Raw genomic sequence first — 26,403 nt, 5'->3', positions numbered from 1 at the left:
GTGTTTCGGAGCACAAAGTTTCAATTTATTACTAAAGTTCATTAGAAACACAAAGTTCCAAGTTTGCACGTCAGCCCGCCTGACGCAATACCCGTGTTATGGCCAGTTTGTCTTATGTCAAAAAGGTTGTCCCAGGTTTTTCTTGAATATTAAACAGAACGCTTCGTCTGCTTTTCCATATAGTTTTTCGTATCCGTCCAAGTTGTCGATGTATTCATTTAGTTGTTGATTTGTCAATGTTGTTATCAACTGCAAGTCTGAAATTTTAAACGGAAATTGACTGTTGTTTGGATTAGGTGTATGCAAGAATAAAGCATCACTATAACTGTCAAAGTCGAGTAGAATTGAATAGAGTTGAAAGTCGGTTTTCAATTCTTTCGTCTTGTCCACGAGTAAATCAAAGTGTCTAAACAACTTGTCTAAGTGTGGTTTTCGTCTTTTAAAACTGCCGTTACCATAGCCTTTCCAGTCAAAGTGTAGATGCCAATTGTCAAACCAATTTTCGGGATTGTCAAAGTCAAGCCAAGTTGCTTTGTCAAGGTCGTTTTCTGTCGCAAGATTTTTATAATATCGTTTTAGTCCTCTATGTTTTCTGATTCCATTCATTTCTTATGTCTATCGTCTTAAAATTGGTTTACAACGATTGTGTATCCGAACAAAAGGTACAGACACTATTCTTAAATCCATACTAATCTAGGCCATTTTTAATGGATGTCAAGTGTTTTGTGGGTAGGCCTCAGGAAATGTCTTTTGATGTCAAGATAGAGGCTTTATAAGGCATCTCCTAAGCTACAAGCTTAGGAGAGCGGTCTAATCGTGTTTTTCAGCTACTTGATTAGTTATATTAGATTTTGAAACTTAAATTGTAAACACTTTTTCACATAACTTAATTACTGATGATTAGAACAATTCCTTCGAATAATATTATACTCTTTTCCTTGATTTTTTTCTCTACTACTATCTGGGCCATTGATGTTTCTGAAAACATTATGGGTCTTCTATTTTATGCTCTGGTACTTTTAGTTTTTCTTGGTTTATTTGCCTATTTCAGAGAACCTAATATGGCGTTTTTGAAGGTTGAAGAAGGTGTGCTTAAGGTGAGGTATCTGTTTCGAAGGAGAAGAAATAGAGATTTTAGTTTATATAAGATAGAAAATCATGTTATGCTAGATCGTTATGTAGATGGCGAATTGGTGGGTACTTTCCCCAGTGCTTCAGATTATCTGAATCATAGATGGTATTTTACACCTGATAAGTTTTTGTTAAGACTGCAATATGAAGGGAAGTCTGAAGAGATAGAATTTAATACCAATGTTATTGGTTTCAACTATTTTATGGTTGCTTTTGTAAAGAAACTTCATTCCATAAATACAGACAAATTGAAGACCGTGACTACCAACTTTAATACCTCAGAAGTCGCTTTCAGTTGGCTTTCGGTTCTAGGTAGATATTTTATTGAATAGATAGAAATATCCAAAACATGCTCGCTTTATGGTAAATTCCTATTTTCAACAGCTTTTCAATTTCAGATGAATACTCTTCAGCCTTTTTAAGGATATCAGGAAGTTTTGGCTAGCAGAAGTATATTATTCAGGCTCTGATTCATTGTTTTCTCCATAAAACTTATTGAATATCAAGCAAGCCGTAAGGTCTCCCGTTACATTGACTGCCGTTCTAAACATGCCTAAAATGCGGTCAATACCGATAATAACAATTAGGCCATCAACAGGGATTCCTGCAGTTTGTAAGACGGAAGCAAGAATAATAACGCCACCTCCTGGGATAGCTGGGGTTCCGATAGATGCGGCTACAACAGTGAAAGTGATTAACAGTAAGCTCGGTACCGACAATTCAATGCCATAAGCCTGTGCCATAAATAATGTGGTCACACATTGAAACAAGGCCGTTCCATCCATATTAATGGTGGCTCCGATCGGGATAACGAAATCACTGATATTAGAAGAGACGCCTAATTTTTCATCTGCTGTTTTCATAGATAGTGGCATAACGGCCGCTGAACTGGCAGTAGAAAATGCCAATAGTTGTGGTTCTTTCACCGCTCTTAAAAACTTGAATGGATTTGTTTTGGCCACTGCCGAAACCAACATCAAGTAAAACATGATTAATAGGAGGAGACCTAGAATAACTACAAGCATATAGTAGCCTAAGCCGAGGAATATTTCAACACCTGTTCTGGACAACAAAGCTGCTATTAAGCCAAAAACAGCATAAGGCACCAACATCATGGCCCATGATACCACAATCATACATATTTTCTGAATGGCTTCTGAAAAACGAATAAGAGGTCTGGCTGTTTCTGTGTGAAGTTGGGTAATGGCCACTCCGATGATAATGGTGAAAATGACAACACCCAGCATTTCTCCCATTAAAATGGACTCCAGCGGATTATTAGGGATGAGGTTTGATATAGCACTTGGGATGTTCTCAATAAGGTTGGTTTCCTTATTGGGGACGATTTGATTTTCGCTACTATTTGGAAATCCACCCAGGTTAAAAATATACTGACCAGGTTTCAAAATAAGCGTTACCGCTACGCCTATGGAGATGGCGATGGCTGTAGTAAAAACGAAATAAAGCAAAAGTCGAAGACCAAAGGACTTAAGATTTTCGGAGGTGTTACTCACAATTCCCGTAAGGATGGATGTGAATATCAATGGAATCATGATCATTTGAACCAATCGCATGAAAATTTGACCCGGTAGGTCAAGCCAATCGGCGAGCGGTAAACTAATGCCTTCCGAAATGAGACCAGTTGAAGGGTTTAGTAGTAACCCAAGTCCTGCTCCCAAAACAAGTCCAATAATTACTTTAAGCCATAAACGGCCATGTATAAGACGTTCTAAATGGACGGTTAAATTGTTGAGAGGTCGAAATTCTATCATGGTGTTTCTTAATGTTTGTAATGTTTATGGACTCCACGGAAGTCTATCTCAAAACCATTAACCGAGATCAATTTGATCTCCTAGTGTTAATTACGATGTTTTTAGACTTAATACTAGATAATTTCGAGAAATCATTTCCCATTGGGTTAAGGACTGAAAATCAGATTTGCGAAGTCTTAAAAAACTAGAAGGTTTTGTGTCTTTCGACCCTAAACCGTAAAATCGAATTCTTTGGGTCGTTTTGGATAGCCTTTTTAAGGTTTTTAACTTTAAACTATAAAACTTAATGACTATGAATGGATACATTAAAGGAAAAATATTTTCACTGTGGCGTCACTTGGTACTTTTTCTGGTATTATTGGTGTCAACATCATGCGAGGAGCTTTTTGAAGACACCGACCTTAATCCTACCTACTTTATTGAATGTAAAATTGAAGGACAAACTTTTAGGGCTCAAACGAATAATAATGCATGGTTAAGCTGGTACAGTTCCCCATTAAAAGGAGAACTGTCGGTTAGTGGAACCATTAATTCAGAAGATAAAATCTTCAATTTCAACTCCTTTGCCAGTCTAGGGGCTAGCAAAGTGCCCGTAGGAACCAACGTTAATTCATATCTTACGGATATCAACTATTTTCTTGGCGATAAGGATTATGCGGCTCTTGAAACTGGTGGAGATGGTTATGTAGACTTCCATATTTTGACTGCCACGGACGCGGAAGGTACTTTTGAAGCCATACTTGTTAATAGAGATGATCTCACAGATATTCTGGAAATAACCGATGGTAAATTCAAAGTCAAAACGCGATAGGCCCTTATTAAAGGAAGGGAAAAATAAGCTTTAAATAAGATGTCTGTAAGGCTGTTCTTATTCCAGTCCCTTCTTTTCAGGATTCCAAAAAGGCTTGTTTTTTATTTGTTTGATTTCCCAGTAAAGTTCATTTTTGAAATAAGTGTTTAATGCTACACATAACCTGCTGTCTCCAGCGAGGTAAACCATTTTTTCTCCGGTCATTCTAGGAATACTTTCTTTTACTTTAGCAATGATATCCTCGTAGGGATTTTGAGGTATTTCATAAAAGTCAAATGGCGACTTTCCATCTACATCAGGGAAATAATCGGCTTTGCTCTGGCTATATAAAATGCCTTGCACATTCTTTTCATCTGGAAGATTCCTATGAATCATATATAGGTGGGAGAGTGCAGATAAATCTCCAATCATCAGATAACTGTCTGCCGTTTCATCGACTAAGAAATTACCTTTCTTCCACTTGAAGTGTACTTTGTCGCCTTTTTTACAGTCTGATACCCATTTAGAGCCTAGGCCATGACTATGTGTAGCTATGGCAAGATCCATGTACTGTTCTTTCCGGTTAATATCCCAGACGGAGTAACTTCTTACTTTATCTTTTAACGGAACATTTTCTTGACCAATTCCAACGCCCAAGCGTAAAAAATATCCGGGTGTAAACTCGGCTTTGGAGATACTTTCACTACTTAATCGAATTTTATAAACGGTTTCAGACAGTTTTGTTTTCTCTGTAATGGTGGCTTCATCTAGAACCACTTTTTTTAATATATTTTCTATAATTCCCATGCTGTTTGAAGGCTAATCTTTGACTTTTATATGATTGCTTTCATTTTCGTAAGCGTTTTTAAATTCTTTAATAATTTCTAAAGGAGCTTTATGTGGTCTTCCAGTTGCTTTTTCATAGTCGGAAGGAACATCATTAGCTCCACCTTTTATGCCTTCATAAATTCCGGCAATCACAGTTCCGATAAAGTCTCCTAATGCTGCTTTTCTTTCTGCTAGGTAGGATGCTACAGAAATAGAATTAAAAACAAGATTGGTGGCGTAAACTTGATTGATGTATGCAGTAAGTTCACTTTGGGTAATTCCTTCACCTACTAAATTATAGGTACTTCCATTGTGTTTTTCTTCTAAAAGGATTTTGGCATAAGCATAGCCTAGTTCTCCTCGGCTGGTGTAAGTACATTTTCCATCCGCTGCACAGTTTCTGATTTCGCCCTCTTTTTGGTACGTGTCAATGTATTCTAAATCAGGCTCTATGTAGATACCATTTCTGCCAATAACCCATGCTAAACCCGAGTCTTTAACGTCGCTTTCGGTTTGTCTGTTGGTTTGAACAATTGGGCTGAAAGCATTGTTTTCTTCCGCTCCAATGATGCTGGTATAAACAATTTTCTTAACACCGTTTTGTTTGGCGGCTTCAATCACATTCCTGTGTTGTTGGATTCTTTTTTGAGGGTCATCCATGCCAGATACCAATAGAACGGCGTCTATACCGGCTAAAGCTTTGTTAAATTGTTCACGGTTGTTATAGTCGCCCGCTCTGACTTCTATACCCAGATGTTTTGCTCTTTCTGGTGTACGGGCTATTCCTATGACTTTGTCTTTTCCTATTTCGGCTATCAGTTGTTTTACGATTGCCGAGCCCAACTGCCCGCTGGCTGATGTTACTGCTACTTTCATATTAAATTGTTTTCTTAGAATGCTTCATCATATTGAACAGCGACATAAATAGTTTTACATTTTTTTAACTTGCTTTCGCATGTTGGGTGATTTACTAATTGACTCATAACCCGTTTTATTCTTTAGAAAATCTCCTGATTATTTTACAAAGTTATGAAGAGCCCATACCCTGGCAAAGGTAAATACCGTCTTAAAAATGGTAAATGTGGAACCAGTAAACTTAAATGCTCGATTTATAGTCTTTAGGAGTTAGTCCGGTGTGTTTTTTAAAGAACTTAGTGAAGTTGGTTACTTCGTCAAAACCTAATTGGTAAGCTATCTCTTTTAGGCTGCTGTTGGAGCTAAGCATAGCCCTCTTTATTTCCAAAATTACATATTGGTCAATGAAATTTTTGGCCGTATTTAAGGTGACACTTTGAATAATGGTATTCAAATGTTTGGTGGAAATGGACAAAAAGTTGGCATAGTCTTTCACATTTCTAGTTTCTGTGATCTTCTTTTCAACTAAGGTTTTAAATTGAGAAAACAGGGTATGGTATTTCTGGTTAGGTGTTTCAGGTTTTGACTGATGTGCGATTCGTTCTAACCTTAATAAATACAGCTCAAGTAATTTAGCCGATATATTCTTTTGAGCGTAAGAGTTTTCGCCAGAAAGTTCTTTTCGAAGTTCCTCAATAAAAGATGCGTTAAATGAACTTTGCTCTACAATGGGGGCGGAAATGTGATAGTTATAAAGCTGCGATATGAAGTCGATGGAAGATTTTGAAAAGTACTTTAAAACAAACTCTTCTGTAAAAGCGATAAGGTATCCTTCATAGCTTAAGTTTTCTTGAAAAGCATGCACTTGGCCTTTGGCAATCTTCAAAACGTTGCCTTTTGTAATCTGATATTTTTTCAGGTCAATTTGATGACTTCCTGCACCTTCTGTAATTACCATGAGGGCAAAAAAATCTAGGCGATGAGGCTTTTTAGGGTTGTGAGTAGGATTCTCATCTATTCTTGAGAATAAATCCTTAACGTTCAGAAATTCAATATCTGTTGCATTTTCGGCACTTTGGAAGGCTATTTTTGGAATTTCGTTCAAGGATGGAAATGGGTTATTGATCCATAGCTAAGTTAGCAATATCTAGCTGATTTAGTGATCAGAACTTAAGAGGTTTTAAGGGTAATGTTATTTCACAGTTACCTTAAGTCAATGTCTAACTTAGTGTGCTGTTAGATAAATCTTCCGATTATGCTGTTCTATAAAACCCAAAACCCCAAGGATTTTTTCACGAATGTAATCTGTTCATGCTATTTAGAAATTGGTTTTTGCATTTAACACACTATTTTAATCTGGTTTAAATGTCTGATTTATTGCTCTTTAAAACTCATTACGGTTCTCCAAAACATTAACCGGGTTTAACCTGAATGATGTTTCAGGAAACAACCAAATCATATAATTGTCTGGCAATGACTTGATAGATAGGAGTGTCAAAAATGCTCACTTCAATACATTGCTCTATGATGACAAAAGTCCCTACATATTTTAGGGTAGGGTGTATGTAACCATTTTTCATTTTATCCCATATCCAAGCAATAAGTATGAGGCTATCGGCGAGCACTAATGCAAACCATATTTCAGGTTTGGGTACGGAAGGGAAATAGTGCCTGAAACGAAACCATGCTGGCCATAAAACTACGATTGTTGCCAATAGCATAAATCGCTTATGATATTCAGGTCTGTTCCTGTTGATGAGTCCAAATAAGACAAGACCAAAAAATAATATCCCAGAAGTAACGACACCCAGCAAGCCAGAGTAAGCCGTGTTACCAAAGCCTTGAGACAACTCCCGATGAACTACGAAAACACCTGCAGGCACCATGGTAATGGTAACTCCTGCGGCAATAAAAAGTCCGGTAATTCCAAGGTATTGGTGTAAGCGATAATTTTTGAAATGGATTAAACCAGTTTGGACCACAAATAGAATTATCCAAGCGAAAGCAAAGGCACCATGAATGTGAATACTTACAGGGGCGTTAAAGCTTCCATGAGCAATGGGTATAAAAAATGTTTTAGCGAACCCAGCTAGAGCAGCAAAAAGTCCTACCAGAGCCATTATGAGAAAAAAAGAAGGCTTCTTTTTAGAGGAAACTGTTTTCATATCTCAAGAGTGAATTTGTGTAAAAATTAACAAAAAACGGATATTATCTGACCACTTGGTATCCTGAAGGTTAATTTGCAGTGCGTCATAAATGCTATTTGTCTAAACTGAGATAGTGTTTTCGGAGGTCTGAGGCTAACTTCTCCACGGCAGACCTCAAGACGGTTCTTGGCATAGTAGCCGCAAATTCGTCCAAAAAATTCTTTAATCTTTCTTCGTCTCTTTTCCCTGCTTCTCTAAGCCAACTGCCTACGGCTGTCTGTACGAAATGTTCTGTATCGTTTACTAATAGGCTAGCAATCTTGAAGGTGTCTTCAATTTCATTTTTTCTGATAAAAAAGTAGGTACTTACTATGGCCGTTCTCCTTTCCATGGGATGGACGGATTTAGCTAAGTCATATAAGGCTTTTTTATCCTTGCCGTCCAAAAAACCTCCTACCACATAGGGTGCAGCCCTATCTACCATTCCCCAGTCATCAATCCACTTATGGTTATCGATATATGCATGGTAAACAGCCTCTTTCTCTTCTTGAGTCGTCTTCTTATTTCGAGCTTTCCAATCTAAAATAGAAACGGCACCAAGTCGGTGATCGTAATTTTTGTTTTGAAGTAATTTCACCACTTCTAGCACGGGCATAAATTGAAATTCTTTAGCAAAAGAAAATAGCTCTCTTTTAGGAATACCTCCAGCATATTCTTGGCTAACGATATTTAAAGTTTCAATAAATTCCTCAGCTGACATTCATTTATTGGATTTGAATTTCTACTTTATTTCTTAATAGGGTCTTTTAAAATGGTCTATTTTTAACGAAGTGAAAGTGTGAAAATATCCTCATTAAAGGCTTATATAAAACCTATAATTACCATTCGAAACGCTTGGTATTTGAATCAAATAATACGCAAGCTTTCTACATGATAAATATCGTTAAATTTCTGAAAATGAGAAAGCTGATACATCAATTATGATATTGCAAATGAGAATATTTGTTTACCTATCGAAGAGAACTCAATTTACGCTTAATCCTTTTTGATACATTGATGACAGAAGCTTGCAAAAATCTTATTCACTTTGTGTTTTATAGCCATAAAAACCTACCACTGCTAAGCATATTAAGGGAAGTATAAAAGAAAACTTTATTTCGGGTAAAAAGCCCAGTACTTGTACATCGGAAAAACCACTGCCACCCCAGTCTAAGATGCTACCTTGCAATACCGGCAATAATGCTCCACCCACGATAGCCATGACCAAACCTGCCGAGCCAATTTTGGCTTCGTCACCCATATCTTTTAAGGCAATGCCGTAGATGGTTGGAAACATAATCGACATAAAAATAGAAACGGCTACCAAGGATATCAAACCTATCATGCCAGGGAGTAGGATAGCTCCAGCAGCACAAAGCACTCCTCCAATTCCGAAATACATCAGCAGTTTTGATGGATTTATACTTTTCATCAATGCGGTACCAATCCATCTACCAGATAGGAATAAGATCATGGCCGTAATGTTATAGTAAGTGGCGGTGAGTTGAAGGCCTAAACTTTCGTTTAAAAAATCTACATATTGAAAGATGTAGGTCCAGCACATGATTTGAGCCCCTACATAAAATGCTTGGGTAAGCACTCCAAATAAATAGTTTTTATTTGCGAATAGCTTTTTAAAGGAATCCGACAGGTTTATCTTATCCTCCTCGTCGGTTTTTGGCATTTTGGTAAAGATAATAATGGCCATAATGACTAATACTAAAATTCCTAAACCGATATATGGAATACTGATTATTCCTAGGTCGTTTTCTCTAATTGCGGCCAATTCATCAGAGCTTAAAGCATTATAAGCTTCTTTGGTGTAATCGTCGGAGCGAAGAGCGTTGATGACAAAAACTTGTGCAATAATCATCCCAGTGAGTGAACCCACGGGATTAAAAGCCTGGGCCAAATTAAGTCGCTGTGTAGCGGTTTCTTTATCACCAAAGGCTAATATGAGAGGATTAGAAGTCGTTTCTAAGAAAGCTAAGCCACAAGTGATGACCCAAAGAGAAATAAGGAAATAGCTAAATTCTTCTTTGGCAGCAGCAGGGTAAAATAGAAATGCACCAATAGCATATAAACTTAGACCGACTATAATTCCAGATTTATAGGAGTACTTTCTGATGAACATAGCGGCAGGAAGTGCCATGAAAAAATAACCAAAATAAAAGGCAAACTGTACCAGCGAAGCCTGCACGTTGCTTAACTCCGGCATTACCTTTTTAAATGCTGAAACCATGGGGTTGGTTAAATCATTGGCGATTCCCCAGAGTGCGAATAAAGACGTAATAATTATAAATGAAAACAATAATTCTTTACGGACTACAGGTATGTTTTTTAGCTTGTTCATAGGGTTTTTATAGGGTTTATAAGGATCTATCTAAATGCACGTAACCGCCATCGACATAAATCAACTGGCCAGTGGTATGGCTAGACTTGCTCGATAATAGAAATGCCACGGTGTCCCCAATTTCTTCTGCGGTGGTCATTCTATTCTCAAAGGGTATGTTTTTAGTTATGGCCGCTAGTTTTTCCTCTTTATCTGGAAAAGTATTAATCCATTTTTCATATAAGGGCGTGTAACATTCCGCCACAATTAAAGCGTTCACTCTTATGCCAAATGGTAATAATTCTACCGCCCATTCTCTGGTCAAAGCATTGCGTCCTCCGTTTGATGCGGCATAGCCAGAGGTGCCTCCTTGGCCTGTATCTGCCGTTTTTGAGCCTATGTTAAGGATAGCACCTTTACTTTTTTTAAGGGCAGGCAGAGCATATTGTGCCATAAGGTAATAATGCACCAAGTTGCTTTTTAGCGAATTTATAAATCCCTCGTAAGTGCCACTTTCTAGTCCTACGCCATCATTTACTCCCGCGTTATTTACCAGGCCATCTATGCGGTCATATTTTTCTAAAACGGCATCCACGGCACTTTTACATTGTTTTGGGTCGGATAGTTCAGCTATGGTGTAGAAAACTTCATGGCCTTGAGATTTGAAATCCTCTAAGAGGCTTTCAACGCTTGCTTTATTTCTGGTTACTATAACTGGTATGGCTTTTTCTCTCAACAATGATGCTACAATGCCAAGTCCGATGCCCTTGGAGCCACCTGTTACTATGATTACTTTATCCTTTAGTTTTAAATCCATGATGGAGGTTTTTGAATTTCCCATTGCTTTCTTTTTCAAGAGAGCAATGGGATAATAAGGGTTTTATTCTTGGTAGTTTTTGCACACCTGACTAGAAACGCCTAGGCCATCTATGCCCAGTTCCATCACATCTCCTTCTTTTAAATATAGTGGTGGGTTGAGGCCTAAACCTACGCCAAAGGGTGTTCCAGTGGAGATGATGTCTCCAGGTAATAAAGTCATGAATTGGCTGATGTGACTCACCACATGTTGCACATTAAAAATGAAATCAGAAGTAGAGCTGTTTTGCATCATCTCTCCATTTAATTTTAACCATAGATTTAAATTATTAGGGTCTTTAATTTCATCTTTAGTAGCTATAAATGGACCTACAGGAGCGAAAGTGTCACAGCCTTTACCTTTGCACCATTGGCCAGAACGCTCTATTTGAAAAGCTCGCTCGCTTACATCATTATGCAATACATAACCTGCAATGTGATCGAATGCGTCAGCTTCTTTTACATAAGAAGCTTTTTTACCAATAACGATGGCTAACTCAACCTCCCAATCTGTCTTTGTGCTTCCTTTTGGAATAGTCACGGTGTCATTTGGTCCCACTAAAGCGGTGGTAGATTTAAAGAATAGCACAGGCTCTTTTGGAATGTCCATACCTGCTTCTGCGGCATGTTGAGCGTAGTTTAGACCTACACATACTATTTTGGAGGGTCTTGTTAAGGGTACACCTAATCTTACATTGTCCTCGATTTCAGGACAACTGTCCTGGTTTTTGGCCAACCAAGTTGTTAACTTTTCTATACCTTCATTTCCAAAAAAATCTTCGTTATAATCGGAACCAAAAGCAGATACATCTATTCTTTTCCCGCTTTCTAATTGTACGCCAGGTTGCTCTTTTCCTATTTCTCCAAATCTTATTAATTTCATCTTCTCTGTTTTTTAATTGCCATTTAATTTTATGAACCCACCGTCTATAGCATAGTCGGTGCCTGTAATAAACTGAGCCTCGTCTGAGCATATAAACAGTGCTAAGTCTGCTATCTCCTGTGGTTTTCCCATTCTTCCTATTGGTTGGGTTTTAGATAGTTTCTCAAACATTTCGGCCTCTTTTCCCGGATAGTTTTTACTTATAAATCCGTCTACAAAAGCGGTATGCACTCTGGCAGGTGAAATGCAATTACAACGGATGCCATCAGCGATATAGTCTTTAGCTATGGAATACGTCATGGTCAAAACCGCCCCCTTGGTCATAGAATAGGCGAATCGGTTGTTAATACCGACCGATGAGGCAATGGACGCGATGTTTAAAATTACCCCGCTTTGATTTGTTTTGAATGTGGGTATACATGCCTTCACGCAATTATAAACCCCCTTGATATTGACATTATAAAGTCTGTCTAAATCCGCTGTTTCCACAGCCTCTATATTTCCTATATGAGCTATTCCAGCATTATTCACCAAGATATCAATTCCGCTATTTTGGGCTATAGACTGAATGATACTTTCTACGTTTGTTTGGTCTGATACATCACATTGGTGTGCCTTTGCTTTTTCACCAAAACCTTCTATTTCTTTTACGGTTTCTAAAGCAGAATCTAAATTGAAATCCAATATATGTACTTCAGCACCTTGCATGGCAAAAGTGGAGGATATCGCTTTACCTATGCCACTTCCTCCGCCCGTTACTATGGCTACTTTGTTTTTTAAACTAAATTTTGTCATTTTATTTTTAACCTTTTTCTGGTTTACTTCACGATCTTTTACAAAGACATTCCACGTTTCCACGGAATGAAGTCATCTTGTTTTAGTTGTCTTGCTTTGGTTTGTTTTCCGCTGGCTACCGCTATCATATAATCTAGTAATGCCTCGCCGGTTTCAGCAATATTGGCCGTTCCATCTATGATAGCCCCTGTGTTAAAATCAATGATATCATTCATCTTTTGGAACAATTTGGTATTTGAAGATACCTTAACTACTGGTGTTATCGGGTTTCCTGTAGGTGTACCTAAACCCGTCGTAAACAAGATGATATTACATCCAGAGCCTGCCAAACCTGTGGTAGATTCTACGTCATTGCCTGGCGTACATAACAGGTTAAGGCCAGAAGTAACAACTTGTTCGGTATAATCCAAAACATCTTGCACGGGAGAGGAACCACCTTTTTTAGCAGCACCTGCCGACTTAATGGCATCTGTTATTAAACCATCTTTTATGTTTCCAGGAGAGGGATTAGCATAGAATCCTGAACCAAGGGCATCCGCTTTGGTATTATAGGTGGTCATGATGCTGGAAAACTTCTTCGCTTTTTCTTTGCTAGAGCACCTGTTTATTAGCTCTTGTTCTACGCCGTTTAATTCTGGAAATTCGGATAAAACTGTGGCACCACCAAGGCCTACAATTAAATCAGATACATAACCTAAAGTAGGGTTTGCAGAAATACCAGAAAAACCATCTGAGCCTCCACATTCTAAGCCTATGACTAATTTAGATAGGGGAGCAGGTTTTCTGGTGAAGGTATTGGCTTGCATTAAACCCACAAACGTTTTTTTGACGGCTTCCGCCAATAGCTCTTTTTCTGATGTACTTTGCTGTTGCTCTAAAACGTAAACAGGTTTTTTACAATCAAACTTTGTCAAAGCCTCTTGTAAAATACTAGATTGGGCATGCTGGCATCCTAAACTTAAAACGGTGGCTCCGGCTACGTTGGGGTTATTGATATAGCCCGCTAAAAGGTGACAAAGGGTAACAGCATCTGAGGTAGCTCCTCCACAGCCACCGTCATGCGTTAAAAACTTTATGCCATCCACATTCGGGAATGTTGGATTTTTGGCATGGTCGTTTGCTTCAATGATGATATCGGTATTTAAAATGCTTTCGGCCGTTGCTCCAGACGTGTAAGCGTTAATTAAAGCCGCAACATCAAAACCGAGGTGTTGTTTTTTGCCGTAACCGAGTTGCTCAATTAAGGCCTGCTTCAGTACTTCTACGTTTCTATTCTGACAAAACACCAGCGGAATAATCAGCCAATTGTTTTCTGTACCTACTTTACCGTCCGCCCTATGATAGCCATGGAATGTTTTATGTGTGAATTTAGAAGCATATGGAGCGATCCATTTTTTATTTTCCTCTAAATCCTGAACCTCATACTTCTCTGTATCGTGTATAAGGTTTGATGTGCTAATCAAATCTCCTTTTTTGATGGCTTCTTTTGCCTTGCCCACTAATACCCCATACATATATACAGGATCACCTATTTTTAAGGATGCTGTAACAAACTTGTGCTTTGCGGGTATATTACTTTGCAGTTTATACGTTTTGGTATCAAATACAAGCTCCGTTCCTTGGCTTAAATCAGTTAAGGCCACTAATACATTATCTTTTTCATGTATTTGTAATACTTTTTTCTGGCTGCTCATTAAATTCTAAATAATAGGGTTGTTTTTTTTGCCTTTTTATTCCAAACGGCTTGCGTTTAAACAGTTTGGTGAGTAGAAAAAGCTCTTTGTTATGATTTCTTGAATTTCTTTAGTCTTAACAAAGCTTCCATAAAATAATAGTCTGCATAAATGATCGGCATATCTATTTCAGAGTTGTGGGGATAATGACCGGTGGAGTGTAGCAGTAAAGCTTGGTTTGTGTCTCCACTTAGATAAGCCTTAGTGGATAACTTGTCTATGTAGCTCACCGCAGCCTTATAATACTTTTCTTTAAGTAATGGATCTTTCACGAGTCCAGATAGCTCCAACATACCGCATGCTGCCACGGCTGCTGCTGAGGCATCTTTTGGGGCATTAGGTATAGCAGGATCGTCAAAATCCCAGAAAGGAATGCCATCTTCTGGAAGACGCTTCATATAGTGTTCTGTTAATTTTATGGCTGTGTTTAAAAACGCTTCATCTCCCGTTTCTCTGTAAGCCACAGAGAATCCATAAATACCCCAAGTTTGCCCTCTTGCCCACATAGACTCTGTGGCATAACCTTGATGTGTATACCCTCTTAAAAATTTCCCTGTTTTTTGGTCAAAAGAACCCACATGGTAAAGGGCACTATCAGCACGAACCAGGTGATCCATTGTTTTTTCCGCGTGACTTTTAGCAATATCATATAGGTTTTGTCCGCCACCGTTTTTTGACGCCCAAAAAAGCAATTCCAAGTTCATCATATTGTCAACAATGGTATTGTATTGGAATTTGTCCATTTGGCTCGGCCAAGACAGAATTGTACCTACTTTAGGGTCGTATAGGGTTGCCAGATTATTAGCTGCGGCAAGTAAAACTTTTTTATAGTCCTCGTTGCCTGTTAACCTATATGCATTACCGTAACTGCTGTTTACCATAAATCCTACGTCATGATTTTCTGCTTTGTTATAAGCTATTTCTTTAAGAGGTAGGGTAAACCGCTCGGCATCTTTTTTTATTTCTTCGTCGCCAGAAGCTTCGTATGCATACCACAGAACACCAGGCCAAAAGCCACTGCACCAGTCTTTAACGTCTACAAGATCCCAATTTGTTTTTCCTGCTTTTATATTTCTAGGGAAGCTATCCACTTTAACTAAGGCACTGGCAGTGATTTTTGTTTTTTGTACTAAGTCATCCAATACTTTATTTCTTTCTATTTCTACAGCCGAGTGGTCCGATTGTGCCTCTTCTATTGTGGCATTACATGCTAGAAGTGAAAATATAGCTAGCCAGGAGATGGCTTTTAGAATATTCATTTAATTAAAATTAAGTTATAAATAATTATAAAAAAGTAGCATTTACTTGAAATACAATTTTAGAGATTATGGGATGCACTCAGGATAAATTATGAACCAAAAGCTATAACATATTACTCTTTATAGAGCGTATGGGCAGGATTTGTATTCTAATCACCCGCTACTTATAGAAATGGAATCCACTTTTTGGGGAGTAGACTACTCGGCAAGTCGATTTATTGAAATTAAAGGAAGGTGGGCTTGATGATATAATGAATACCATGAGATACAGAATTTAGTTGGATATCATTTAGCCGCTTCAATATGGTCATTGAATATCGGTGAGTTTAGGGTCTAATTTAATTCGTAATAGTTTTCATTATAGTTTATTAAGGATTTTGAAATCTATTTGATACCATTCCTACTGCAGGGTCTTTTAGTTCACTTTAGCCAATTCTTAATCGGATAGATTTATAGAAGGATTTTCAATATCTCAAAACGAGTTTAGGTTTTCGGATGGTTTGATGGATATGATCTGCCTAATATTCTGTGGTATTATTTTTATAATTCAAGGGTGTGATTGTCGTAAGATAAGGAGTCCAATAAAATCTCAAAAAAAGTAAAGAATATGTCGTAAAACGTGGAATAGTGCATTGTGGTAGGTGAATATTGATAAAAAATAGGCTAAAATGGACGATGTTTTATAGCTTTTGGATTATAATTTACAAGCTCTCTTGCCGATAGTCTCTAATATTGTTCTATCAATTTATTGAGTCAAAATCAAAATTTATTTTTTAACCCTAACGGCAAATTTTTATGACAAAATTTAAACATAATCTAAGAAACCTGTATCACTTTTTGAGTCTATTTTGGATAATAGGCATTCTTACCTCAGGAGCCATTGCACCAGTATTTGCTGCTGAGAAAATATCAGAGATTAATGCAAGGGTAACTGGGAAAGTTGTGGCTTCTAGTGACAAGCAAGGAATGCCCGGCGTGAATGTTTTAGTAAAAGGAACCCAAAAAGGTACTTTTACTGATGGCGAAGGAAACTATACTATAGATAATGTAGATGCCAATGCAATATTGGTTTTTAGCTTTATTGGTTTCAAAAGTCAAGAGGTGACTGTTAACAGTCAAACCGTAATTAATATTACTTTACAGGAAGATGACCGATTACTTGATGAGGTTGTCGTGGTAGGTTATGGAACGGCAAAAAAGGAAACCTTAACAGGAGCTGTAGAACAAATTACATCAGAAGCATTTGAAGATTTAGCAGTAGGAAGCCCTGCCCTAGCTCTTCAAGGTAGAACTCCTGGATTAGTTGTTAGCCGTAGTTCTTCTAGACCGGGTGATGAAGGTGTTAATTTCCTTATTAGAGGAGCCTCCTCTATTAACGGAATAGCTCCTCTTATTGTAATAGATGGCATACCTTCAATAAATGCATCTTCTTTTAATGATATGAACCCAAATGACATTGAAAGTGTGAGCGTTTTAAAAGGAGGGTCTGCATCCGTATATGGTTCTCGTGCTGCTGGTGGTGTTATTTTGGTGACTACTAAAAAAGGAAAAGGCGATGTTAAAGTTGAACTAAGTTCAGTTTTTCGTATGGGTACCGTGGGTATTCGTCCACCATCACCAACAATGTCTGAATATGGACAGCTTTATTTAGCGGCAGTTGATGAAGATTTAGCATCTAATAAGCCTCCTCGTTATTTCTTTTGGAATGATCGTTCAACGGTAGAAAGAATTGCTTCTGGTGAAGAAGGATATTATGATTTACCGATTAATGGAAACATATGGTTAGGAAATTCAGCCAAATTTGATGAGATGTTTGGTAATTCTGCCTCTAATCAAACTAACCTTAGTGTATCTGGTGGTACTGCTAAAAGTAATTATCGTATATCTGCTGGCTATGATAAAAATGTTGGCGGTTTAAAAGTTGCTGATGATACTGCTGATAAATATAATTTCTCAGCAAATTATGGTATTGACATTTCTGATAGATTAAGTCTAAACACTAACATTACTTATTTTAATAATAAATTTTCTGGGCCTGCAGCGGGTTTAGCTAGAGAAGCTGCTACTTGGGATGCACCTTTATTTCCGACTTATAATGCAGACGGGCAATACTATGCCAATTTTGGGGGAGTCAATATTACTGGTGATAGAAATGCCATAGCCCAAGTTAAAGATGCTGGTCGTGAAAATTTCACTAGAGAGCAGTTTAAAATATCAGCACAGGCTACTTATAAACTAACGGACCATTTAAACCTTACTGGCTCCTATGCTCTTAGTAAGCAAAATAGCGTTTGGCAAAGGTATGCAGTCTCAGTGCCGCTATATAGTTGGCAAGGAGGTTTCTCTAATAATATAAATAATACAACTTTTATTGAAGAAGGAACAGGACCAGATTCGAAAGATGGTAACATAAGCTATAATAATTATAAAGCAGTTTTAAACTATACTAATAGTTTTGGAGACCATAATGTGTCTGGATTAGTAGGTATAGAAGCGGAGAAAAATATAATTGATGAGTATTATTTGAGAAGAAATGGTTTTGTTGATTATGGCGTATACGACATAAATATTGGAGCGACTGATCAACTTGTTTCAACCTCAGGTGGAGGTAGTACTTGGGGTGCTTTCGGTTATATTGGACGTTTAAACTATGATTACAAAGGAAAGTATTTACTAGAATTACAAGGTAGACGTGATGGGTCTTCAAGATTTGCAGAAGGAAGCAAATGGTCTAACTATGGTAGTATATCTGCTGGTTGGGTCTTAACTAAAGAAGGTTTCTTAGCAGACAATGATCTGTTATCCTTCTTAAAAATAAGAGGTGGCTATGGTGAATTAGGAAGTACCTCGGGTATTGGTGATTTCGGATATTTATCAACAGTTGGTTTTGGTACTACTGTTTTTGGTCAAACCAATGCTTCACAACAGGCGACTTCAAGGGCCAGTAGTTTATTTAGTAGTACTACAACTTGGGAGCGTATTGCCACTACAGAATTTGGTGTAGATTTCGGATTGTTTAGGGATAAAATGTTTGGTTCATTTGACCTATATAAAAAGAATAATATAGGAATGCTAGTTAGAGGGATTTTGCCTCAAACACTAGGAACATCGGCTCCATTCACTAACATAGGGACTTTAGAGACCAAAGGATGGGAAGCTATGTTAGGCTGGAGAAATAAAATTGGTAATGATTTAGACTTGGCTATAAGTGCCAATATGAGTGATAGCAGAAACGAAATCACTAAATATGATGGAGCCCAATCTATTGTAGAGAACTTAAATGCTGCATCAGCCGGTCGAAACATTTTGGGAAAACCAATTAACTCATTTTATTTATGGGAAACGGATGGATATTTTGGCTCTCAGGAAGAAGTGAATGCCTATTATTCCAGTCTTAATGCTGGAGGGATATTACCTTCACAAACCTCTAATGATGCTTTACGTCCTGGAGACATGCGAGTTGTAGACTCTAATGGAGACGGCACCTTAAACACGGATGATTTAACATACATGGGCGATAATGCTACCCATTATGTATATGGTTTAAATTTTGATTTAAAGTATAAGAACTTTGATTTAAGTGGTTTTTTCCAAGGAGTTCTTAATCAGCAAATCTATAGAACGGGTTATTTTGCTCAACCTTTTCAGGCAGAATGGCAGAACCAATCTAACACTTGGTTAGGTAGAACATGGACAGAAAATAACCAAGACGCAGAGTTTCCTAGATTAACAACTCAACGTGGATTGTCTGCCTGGAACTACAGAAGTAAAGATCATATATTACAAAACAACAGATATTTGAGATTGAAATCTCTAATTGTAGGTTATAATATCAGAAGCGTAAAATTAGGTAAAACACCGATTGATAACATACGAATTTATTTGTCAGGAAATGATTTGTTCGAGTTTACCAGTGTAAAAGACGGTTATGACCCAGAATTTAGAGCAAGTACAAATGAAAGTGTTTATCCATTTATGCGTACCTGGGCAGCGGGCTTGAAAATATCTCTTTAAGCTAAATTTCAACAAAAAAATTATAGAATAATGAAAAAAATAATACATATAATTATACCGTGCGTATTGATGCTCTTTACATCTTGTGAAGATAGGTTTATAGACTTGACACCTCCTGCTTCTATAACAGACGATGTTTACTATACCAAAGCGGAGCATTTCTTAACAGGTTCTAATCGCTTTTATACAAACCTCATAAGATGGAATGACCAAGGCGTATATTCAGGTCATGGTTCTGATTTAGTTGGCTATACCGAAGACGGTGGCATGCAAGAATATAGTAGAGGAGATACGCAAGCACCTGCAGAAGATGCCTATTATTCAGGCCCTTACAGTGCTATTAGAGATATGAATCTTTTACTGGCAAGAGCGGAGGCCTATGAAGGAAATGATATCGGTGCGTATGTTGCAGCCACTAAATTTCATAGAGCTTGGCAATATTTCTTTTTAGTGCAGCGATTTGGAGGTGTTACCTTAGTGACAGAACCTTTAGATGTTGATTCAGAAGCACTTTTTGGAGCACGTAATAGTAGATACGAAGTGGTTGCTCAAATTTTAGCTGACCTAGATGATGCTATAGCGGGTTTACCAACAGAACAGGATATTCCAGGTGGAGATAAAGGGAAAATAAGTAAATGGGCAGCCATGGCATTTAAAGCAAACGTGCTATTGCATGAGGCTACTTGGATGAAATATGTAGGCAAAAGTACTGATGGAGATGGCACTTCAACAGGAGCTGGTAGTGCAGGTTTTTCTGAATCTAATATTAACACTTACCTTCAGGAAGCAGTTACCTTAACTAAGACGGTAATGGATAACGGTGGTTTTGAACTTTGGAATCATAATGCCGAACTTGATAATTTAAGTTCAAACTTCTTATTTAATCTAGAAGATGGTGGGTCTAACCCAGGTGGATTAGATAAGGCGACAAATAAGGAATTTATTCTTTATAATAAGTACGATTTTACTTTCAGACAGGCCGGTACTTTAGTAAGTCACGTTTATGAAGGGCGTATGAAACCAAGCAGAAAAATGATTGATATGTTTTTATGTGATGATGGTTTGCCTATAGCTCAATCTCCAAAGTTTCAAGGTTATGCAAATACACCTGATGAGTTCCAAAACAGAGACTATAGAATGAGGGCTTATTTTACATATCATAAGAACCTTGGTGAGATTCCGGAAAACGGTGATGTGCGTTTAAGTGGGACAAATAATTTCGGTTACTTCAATTCGAAGTTCATGAGTTGGAAATGGGGAACCGATGAGGCCTATAGAGCAACAACGACGGAAGCTTATGACATGCCTTTAATACGTTTGGCAGAAGTATATTTGATGTATGCCGAAGCTATTTATGAGTTAAACGGTAGTTTAACGGATGCTCAAATGGCTGAGTCTATTAATTTGGTGAAAGCCAGAGCAGGTTTACCTGGAATAACAAACGCCTTTATATCTGCTAATAACATGGATATAAAAACTGAAATTAGAAGAGAGCGTACTATTGAGCTTTACGCAGAAAGTGGAACAAGGTTTAATGACCTTAAACGTTGGGGTATTGCGGAGCAAGAGTTAGGCGAAACTATATATGGTGCTGTTATTGAAGGTACGGTTTATGAAGGAAATACAGCTTTATATGACCCAACTAAATATGGTTACGGCGAAGAAACTACTATGACTGGAGTTGGTCAAAGAAGGTGTCTTATCGTACAGCCTTCTGGAATTCGTAACTTTAGTAAAGATGATTATTTATTTCCATTGCCTACTTCTCAAACGGGTTTAAATCCTAGTTTAAGACAAAATTCAGGATACTAAATGGTTCGAAATCCTGGTTGGTTATAAAAGAATACAATAGTTGAATAGGTTTAGGAACGGCTACGGACATTTGTCTGTAGTCGTTTTTTTTGGTCAATGTCTAAAGAATGGGGAGTGCTTCAATTCTACCATTGGCAGTTGGGATACAAGTTTGTAAGAACTTAAATCCAAGACCGTACGACAAGAGTCGTATGAATTGAGAGGTTCACGACTACGCGTCCCGGTACAGTTCTGTGAGAGGTAAGGGGTGAAACTCCCCTTATCTACTCGACTTTGGTGCGTTTTTTATTATTTTTATTTTATTGTCAATAATGTCTTGCTACCTTGTTTTGTCCTTGTCAACTTACCGGATTTCTCCATGTATTGTGCAGTTGTGGAGATGAGGCGTCCATCGTCACAATCAAGGTTCTTCTTTAAGTCGATCTGTGGACAATTGGGATTTGCTTTTACGTATTGGTATATTTTGGCTGCAAGATGTCTCCTTGTAAATGCAATGTCTACTTTGTCTTTATAGGGGTGTAACTCTTTAAAGTAGTCAACGATGTCTTGAATATTCTTGAGTTGTCCAGTGTTGCCGTTGATTGCGAAGTAAATAAGTGCTTTGTCAAGGGCAGGAATTGTCTTGATGTCAAAGCTACCATACTCTTCTTTGTTGTACTTGATAATTGATTCAAGTAAACCTAAACTTCCTTGGGAATGCATTAGAAGATCGCTAATGTCTCCTTTTTTATCGGCTGCCTTTAATTTGTCCATTAGGTCAAAGTACAAGTCGTTCAGTTTTCTCAATGATTGTCCTTTGTATGCCTCTCGGTAGCGAGCGACTATCTCAGGTACTCCATATGTCTTGGTCGTTGGGGTCGGTTGTGGTTTGGCAGGAGTTGCCTTTATTGGTTTCGACTCTTTAGTCGTCTGTGTCGGTTTTTGTTTTGTCTGACCGCCACCGAATAGTTTTTTTAAGAAACTCATGTAGTCTTTTTTTAATGGCACACAACGCTCAGTATAAGATGCCGTAGCTGACGATAGGAAGCTATGCATTCTTATATCTTGTTGGCGGTAGTTTTTATTTATTCGTTTTGATTTGCGTCATGAATTTCTTTGTTGTCATAGTAAATATGTTCAGGAGTTCTGTTTTCTATTGGTTTTATAAAACCGTATTTGAATCGAGATTCGAACTCTTCCACCGAAATGGATTTGAAATCCTCAATATCATCTTTATCTACTCCACCGAAAAGGCTACCTGTAATATATCCATGCTCAATTTTATCTAGATTGACTCTGGTTGTTTTCGAATCAATGGCAGTAATGGTCGCCACGGCTGTCACATCAATTCTACCCTTAGAAATGTCAAAGTGCAAGTAAAAAAGGCTGTCCGATAGATTTTTCTCTAAAGTATCACTGTACGCATGTCCTGGCCGAATTAAATTGAAAAGGTCTGCCTTGCTTATTTGCAGCTCGTATTCCTCATTCACAGTTAAGTTCAAATCGACTTTTTCTCTCGGTAATGTTGTTGCCCAAATTGCAAACAGAGTAAGAATTCCTATCGGTATTTTCAAATACTTGCTAATTTTTTGCTCTGTTGAAATCTGCCTTTGAAAGTAACCAAATGACAGTGGAAGAATGAATAAAGCGAATAAGTCAGTGTAGTCAACTACTCGGTTAAATCCAATTCCAATGTTCTGAGCCAAATTGATTACTTCTTGTGAAAATGGTGATTTCCAAAACACGAATAGAGCAGCTGTTCCGATATAGATTGTTTTAGTCCATTTAATTCGAAGACTGGATAAGAAATATGGAAAAAGGAAAAGCCCTGCTATGTCAGAGAGTTTACCTGTCAAAAAGTTCGAGAACTCATATTTCAGATAAAAGTCATTTAAAAGCAACAACCCCAAAGCCAAAATGAACAGTGGTCTTGATAATATGTCTGGTCTTGAGAGTCTCATTTTAATTACCGCCAACAGCGATATATCAGGACATATGTCTGATATATCGCAAATATTTTATCTAATCTAGGAGATTTTAAATTACCGAAAAAGTATTCACTGCTACATGGGTGTACTTGGTTCATATTATAACAAAGTTCGTTAGCATACTTTCAATAAATATACGATAATGATACGATATGAATTTGAAGATAATGATACGTTGGGATACGAAAATATACGGTAATGATACGTTTCAAATTACGCTTAACGATTTGTAGATGGTGCGTGTCCCGCAGGGTGCAGTGCACCATACACCTTTTTATGCGTAGTTTTCTTTATTTCATATTCAAATTTCAGAACTCTTAAATTCCATAAAGTTAAAGTTTGCGTGGCAGTAATTCTATCATTTACACTTCTTACCACTAACTCGTCTTTAAATGATTTAATGAACTTAGTCCAAAGCTGTCCTTTGGAGTCTTTTAGCAAAAAGTAAAACCCGCTATCTCCAATTTCTTGTCCTGCGGAATCTAGTATGAGTTCCCCGTTTTTTCCAACTTTAGGAGTTAAAATGACTGTTGCATTTCCATTTGGTAATGGGAAAATTGCTTTGATACATGTCTTACCTGATGGTATGGTACACGTTTCATAAACACCTGAATAAACTACTTGCCCCGTCGATTTAAATGCTCGAAGCCAAATCGTTCTTTTAACTTCATTTGTTTTAGAATCGTGTAGTTGAATTATTTCACTTGTCAATCCTGATGAGTCCTCTACGTTTTGAATTGGAACATTTAATTGTTCTATTCTTTTACTAAAAATTATTCTTACCAAAATGCCGAAACCTTTAAATAATGGATTCCATTTTGCTTTTAATCTAAGGTCATAATTAGAGGTATTCTCATAAAAGTCAATCACATCTTGAGATAAAGCATTTAGTTCATCTGTGGACAGATTTAACTGGTCGATTGATTTAATTAATCCCTTGTCTTTTTTTTTATTATCAATTACTAAATGTTCTTTTTCTGCTAATTGCTTGATGAATTTATGACCAATACCATTTGTGCCTCCAAAAGGGCCTAAAAGCCATTTATGATTTGTTCTATCAATTTTCTTCCCAAAAACAATAACCCATTGCTGAGTAATCCAATCTTGTTTGCTTTGTTTTTTATGTGCTATTCCCATTTTACTAAACCCCTTAAGTGTTGGGAATGAAATTTGATTCTCCTTTCCACTGACCAAACTCGGCCAAAGGTTTAAATCTTAAAGTAGTGAACTCAAAATGAAAGTCTTTTCTTTCTCTTTCTTTCATTGCAGCGGAATGCCTTTTAGGCTTTTCAACCGCACTATGACCATGAACCATATCTGTCATTTCTTTTTCCGTTTTCCAAATTGAAAAAGTTGAGACTGTATTCGGAAACTTTACTGATGCCAATGAAAGTGTAGTTCCTGGATGGTCTCTTACTAGTTTTTCTACAGGTCTTCCCCAATGTATAAATCTAGGTACTGCAAAAGGTTTCATTCTTGCTATTGTTACAGCAACTACTGGAGAATTTGGACTTTCCAATTTGTCTTTATAATCGGGTATTTTGAAACCACTAAACTTTCCCCATTCTCTAATAAAAGACAAACGCACGTGCCATCCTTTTGCTAGAATTCTTCCAAAATTGTCATGTTCCAAATAATTTTCCAGTGCATTTTCATTTTCCCATTGTATAAAAATTGCTATTTGACCTATTAGAACTCTAGAGGGAGAAAAGATTGGAGAACCTAAGGTCATCGCTGTCATGGATTCTGAGTGAATCAATCCTTTAATGTTATTGGAAATTGGATTCGAGAATATTCTCTTGATTGCATCAAAAAAAGGAAGTTCTACTAAATGATAAGAGAATATATTCACTTTGACTGAATTAATAGTTCGATGTCGTTTTTAAAATTACACATAGCGAGCTTATATCTGCATCCCTTTTTTGGTCGGAAGTGTGAAATACACATACTGCCATTTACTGATAATAAATGTAGTAAAAATACCTAGCCCAAAAGTTTTTTTGAATCTCTGAAATTTATGTGCTGCTACGTGGGTGTAGACTTCTGCAGTGAATTTCAAGAACAGCTAAAGCGTCTATTACAAGAAAAAAAGGCTACAAAGCGGGCGTCGGCAAAAGCCGTACGTAGGCCGCAATAGAATTATGGTGTGACTGGGCTGACGTACCAGAACCCCCAACCCATCATGTTCTATTTATGGGTCGGGCTACTCGATTAGTGGTTCGGCTTTTTATCTTTCAATTTATTCAATTCATTTTTTGTTATCCAAAGTTCATGTCCAAGAGTGTCCGCTAAACTTTTATACCTCACAAAATCAAAGTGCTTTCCGTCTTTATTGTACTTAGAAGATTTGACAACTCCAAAGCTATAATATTCGTCTAAGTGTCTGCCAATATTTACATTGTCAAAATATATCGTATCGTTTGTTACATGATATTTTCCCTTGGTTTCTGTCACACCGAAGCACACATTTCTCTCTCTAAAAGTGAAGTCGTCTTTTAATTTTAAAGTTGTCATACAGTTTGCTACCCCTTCTCTTTCAGCAACAAGAATGTCACAACCTTCAAGTTTGTCAAAATTTATAAGTCCGTTTGGTCTTAAAAGCGTAATTGTCAATACAAAAACCAAAAGTCCGATAGTGAGAAGTCTTAATTTGTTATCGAACTTTTCTTTTATTGTCAGGTAAAGTTGTCTGATTAATGATAACGCAAGTCCAAGGTAGATGAGAATCAAAAGTATAAAAAAAGGAAATGCAAATAGTCCAAGTTTTCCTTCCCAATAGTAGCTCGTATTCACTAGCAGGAAAAAAATTAATGTCGTTATTATTAATCTGTACTTTCTCATTTATCTGCTGTTTGTGTTTTTTTTTTAAAAGCTGACCGCTAACGAACTTATATGTGTATCCCCTTTTGGGTCGGAATTGTGCAATTGCAAATACCCGTCTTTTAATGGTAATAAAAGTATCAAAAAATGCTTAGCTCAAAAGGTTTTTGAATCTTCTAAATTAATGTGCCGCTACGTGTTTGTAGACTTCGGCAATGTAAAGTCCACCAAACCTAAAGCGTCTATTGCAAGAAAAAGAAAGGCTACAAAGCTGGGCATCGGCAAAGGCCGTACGTAGGCCGCAATAGAATTATGGGGTGACTGGGCTGACGTACCAGAACCCCCAACCCATCATGTTCTATTGATGGGTC

The 26,403-nt window shown here is 37.4% G+C and carries 22 protein-coding genes; 4 read left to right on the top strand and 18 right to left on the bottom strand.

Going from position 1 to position 26,403, the window contains the following annotated elements; all coding sequences use genetic code 11:
- Positions 1–117 precede the first annotated feature (117 nt).
- Positions 118–606, bottom strand: a complete 489-nt coding sequence (locus tag ACTBZY_RS24890) for a hypothetical protein (protein ID WP_463049095.1) — start codon at positions 604–606, stop codon at positions 118–120.
- 290 nt (positions 607–896) lie between these two features.
- Between ACTBZY_RS24890 and ACTBZY_RS24885 the strand changes: the two genes are divergently transcribed.
- Entirely contained in the window at positions 897–1,463 is a 567-nt protein-coding gene (locus ACTBZY_RS24885; RefSeq protein ID WP_463049094.1) for a hypothetical protein, read from the top strand.
- 123 nt (positions 1,464–1,586) lie between these two features.
- Here ACTBZY_RS24885 and ACTBZY_RS24880 read toward each other — a convergent pair whose 3' ends face one another.
- Positions 1,587–2,903 carry a dicarboxylate/amino acid:cation symporter gene (locus ACTBZY_RS24880; protein ID WP_463049093.1) on the bottom strand — a complete coding sequence of 439 codons (1,317 nt, stop codon included), beginning with the start codon at positions 2,901–2,903 and terminating at the stop codon, positions 1,587–1,589.
- 292 nt (positions 2,904–3,195) lie between these two features.
- Between ACTBZY_RS24880 and ACTBZY_RS24875 the strand changes: the two genes are divergently transcribed.
- Positions 3,196–3,714, top strand: a complete 519-nt coding sequence (locus ACTBZY_RS24875) for a hypothetical protein (protein WP_463049092.1) — start codon at positions 3,196–3,198, stop codon at positions 3,712–3,714.
- A gap of 57 nt (positions 3,715–3,771) precedes the next feature.
- Here ACTBZY_RS24875 and ACTBZY_RS24870 read toward each other — a convergent pair whose 3' ends face one another.
- The 11 genes from ACTBZY_RS24870 to ACTBZY_RS24820 all read right to left on the bottom strand — a co-directional run bounded on the left by ACTBZY_RS24870 (position 3,772) and on the right by ACTBZY_RS24820 (position 15,419).
- A complete protein-coding gene (locus ACTBZY_RS24870) occupies positions 3,772–4,500 on the bottom strand; it encodes an FAD-binding oxidoreductase (protein WP_463049091.1) in 729 nt (242 codons plus the stop codon).
- Between the two features lie 12 nt (positions 4,501–4,512).
- A complete protein-coding gene (locus tag ACTBZY_RS24865; protein ID WP_463049090.1) occupies positions 4,513–5,397 on the bottom strand; it encodes an SDR family oxidoreductase in 885 nt (294 codons plus the stop codon).
- Between the two features lie 220 nt (positions 5,398–5,617).
- On the bottom strand, positions 5,618–6,481 hold the full coding sequence (locus ACTBZY_RS24860) for an AraC family transcriptional regulator (RefSeq protein ID WP_463049089.1): 864 nt from the start codon (positions 6,479–6,481) through the stop codon (positions 5,618–5,620).
- 334 nt (positions 6,482–6,815) lie between these two features.
- Positions 6,816–7,541, bottom strand: coding sequence for a hypothetical protein (locus tag ACTBZY_RS24855; protein ID WP_463049088.1), 726 nt, complete (start codon positions 7,539–7,541; stop codon positions 6,816–6,818).
- 94 nt (positions 7,542–7,635) lie between these two features.
- A complete protein-coding gene (locus ACTBZY_RS24850) occupies positions 7,636–8,283 on the bottom strand; it encodes a DNA alkylation repair protein (RefSeq protein WP_463049087.1) in 648 nt (215 codons plus the stop codon).
- A 318-nt stretch (positions 8,284–8,601) separates the two neighbouring features.
- Complete coding sequence (fucP, locus tag ACTBZY_RS24845) at positions 8,602–9,915, bottom strand: L-fucose:H+ symporter permease (protein ID WP_463049086.1); 1,314 nt, start codon at positions 9,913–9,915, stop codon at positions 8,602–8,604.
- A gap of 16 nt (positions 9,916–9,931) precedes the next feature.
- Entirely contained in the window at positions 9,932–10,711 is a 780-nt protein-coding gene (locus ACTBZY_RS24840) for an L-fucose dehydrogenase (protein WP_463049134.1), read from the bottom strand.
- A gap of 63 nt (positions 10,712–10,774) precedes the next feature.
- On the bottom strand, positions 10,775–11,632 hold the full coding sequence (locus tag ACTBZY_RS24835; RefSeq protein ID WP_463049085.1) for a fumarylacetoacetate hydrolase family protein: 858 nt from the start codon (positions 11,630–11,632) through the stop codon (positions 10,775–10,777).
- A 12-nt stretch (positions 11,633–11,644) separates the two neighbouring features.
- Entirely contained in the window at positions 11,645–12,427 is a 783-nt protein-coding gene (locus ACTBZY_RS24830; RefSeq protein ID WP_463049084.1) for an SDR family NAD(P)-dependent oxidoreductase, read from the bottom strand.
- Between the two features lie 38 nt (positions 12,428–12,465).
- Complete coding sequence (locus ACTBZY_RS24825) at positions 12,466–14,121, bottom strand: UxaA family hydrolase (RefSeq protein WP_463049083.1); 1,656 nt, start codon at positions 14,119–14,121, stop codon at positions 12,466–12,468.
- Between the two features lie 89 nt (positions 14,122–14,210).
- On the bottom strand, positions 14,211–15,419 hold the full coding sequence (locus tag ACTBZY_RS24820) for a glycoside hydrolase family 88 protein (protein WP_463049082.1): 1,209 nt from the start codon (positions 15,417–15,419) through the stop codon (positions 14,211–14,213).
- Between the two features lie 795 nt (positions 15,420–16,214).
- On the opposite strand from ACTBZY_RS24820, the gene ACTBZY_RS24815 reads away from it, so the two are divergent.
- Both ACTBZY_RS24815 and ACTBZY_RS24810 read left to right on the top strand, forming a co-directional pair.
- Positions 16,215–19,433, top strand: coding sequence for a SusC/RagA family TonB-linked outer membrane protein (locus ACTBZY_RS24815; protein WP_463049081.1), 3,219 nt, complete (start codon positions 16,215–16,217; stop codon positions 19,431–19,433).
- A gap of 30 nt (positions 19,434–19,463) precedes the next feature.
- Positions 19,464–21,245: a RagB/SusD family nutrient uptake outer membrane protein gene (locus tag ACTBZY_RS24810; protein WP_463049080.1), complete on the top strand. Its 1,782-nt coding sequence runs from the start codon at positions 19,464–19,466 to the stop codon at positions 21,243–21,245.
- Between the two features lie 294 nt (positions 21,246–21,539).
- Here the strand turns inward: ACTBZY_RS24810 and ACTBZY_RS24805 are convergent, their stop codons facing one another.
- The 5 genes from ACTBZY_RS24805 to ACTBZY_RS24785 form a co-directional block, all read right to left on the bottom strand.
- Positions 21,540–22,280, bottom strand: a complete 741-nt coding sequence (locus ACTBZY_RS24805; protein WP_463049079.1) for a hypothetical protein — start codon at positions 22,278–22,280, stop codon at positions 21,540–21,542.
- A gap of 29 nt (positions 22,281–22,309) precedes the next feature.
- Complete coding sequence (locus ACTBZY_RS24800; protein WP_463049078.1) at positions 22,310–23,185, bottom strand: hypothetical protein; 876 nt, start codon at positions 23,183–23,185, stop codon at positions 22,310–22,312.
- A gap of 246 nt (positions 23,186–23,431) precedes the next feature.
- Positions 23,432–24,349 (bottom strand): hypothetical protein, encoded by a 918-nt coding sequence (locus ACTBZY_RS24795; protein ID WP_463049077.1) that lies wholly within the window; start codon positions 24,347–24,349, stop codon positions 23,432–23,434.
- 13 nt (positions 24,350–24,362) lie between these two features.
- Complete coding sequence (locus ACTBZY_RS24790) at positions 24,363–25,064, bottom strand: hypothetical protein (protein ID WP_463049076.1); 702 nt, start codon at positions 25,062–25,064, stop codon at positions 24,363–24,365.
- A 359-nt stretch (positions 25,065–25,423) separates the two neighbouring features.
- Positions 25,424–26,053 carry a hypothetical protein gene (locus ACTBZY_RS24785; RefSeq protein ID WP_463049075.1) on the bottom strand — a complete coding sequence of 210 codons (630 nt, stop codon included), beginning with the start codon at positions 26,051–26,053 and terminating at the stop codon, positions 25,424–25,426.
- Positions 26,054–26,403 lie beyond the last annotated feature (350 nt).

Source organism: Arcticibacterium sp. (assembly GCF_055134445.1).
This window is presented reverse-complemented; position numbering and strand designations above follow the sequence as displayed.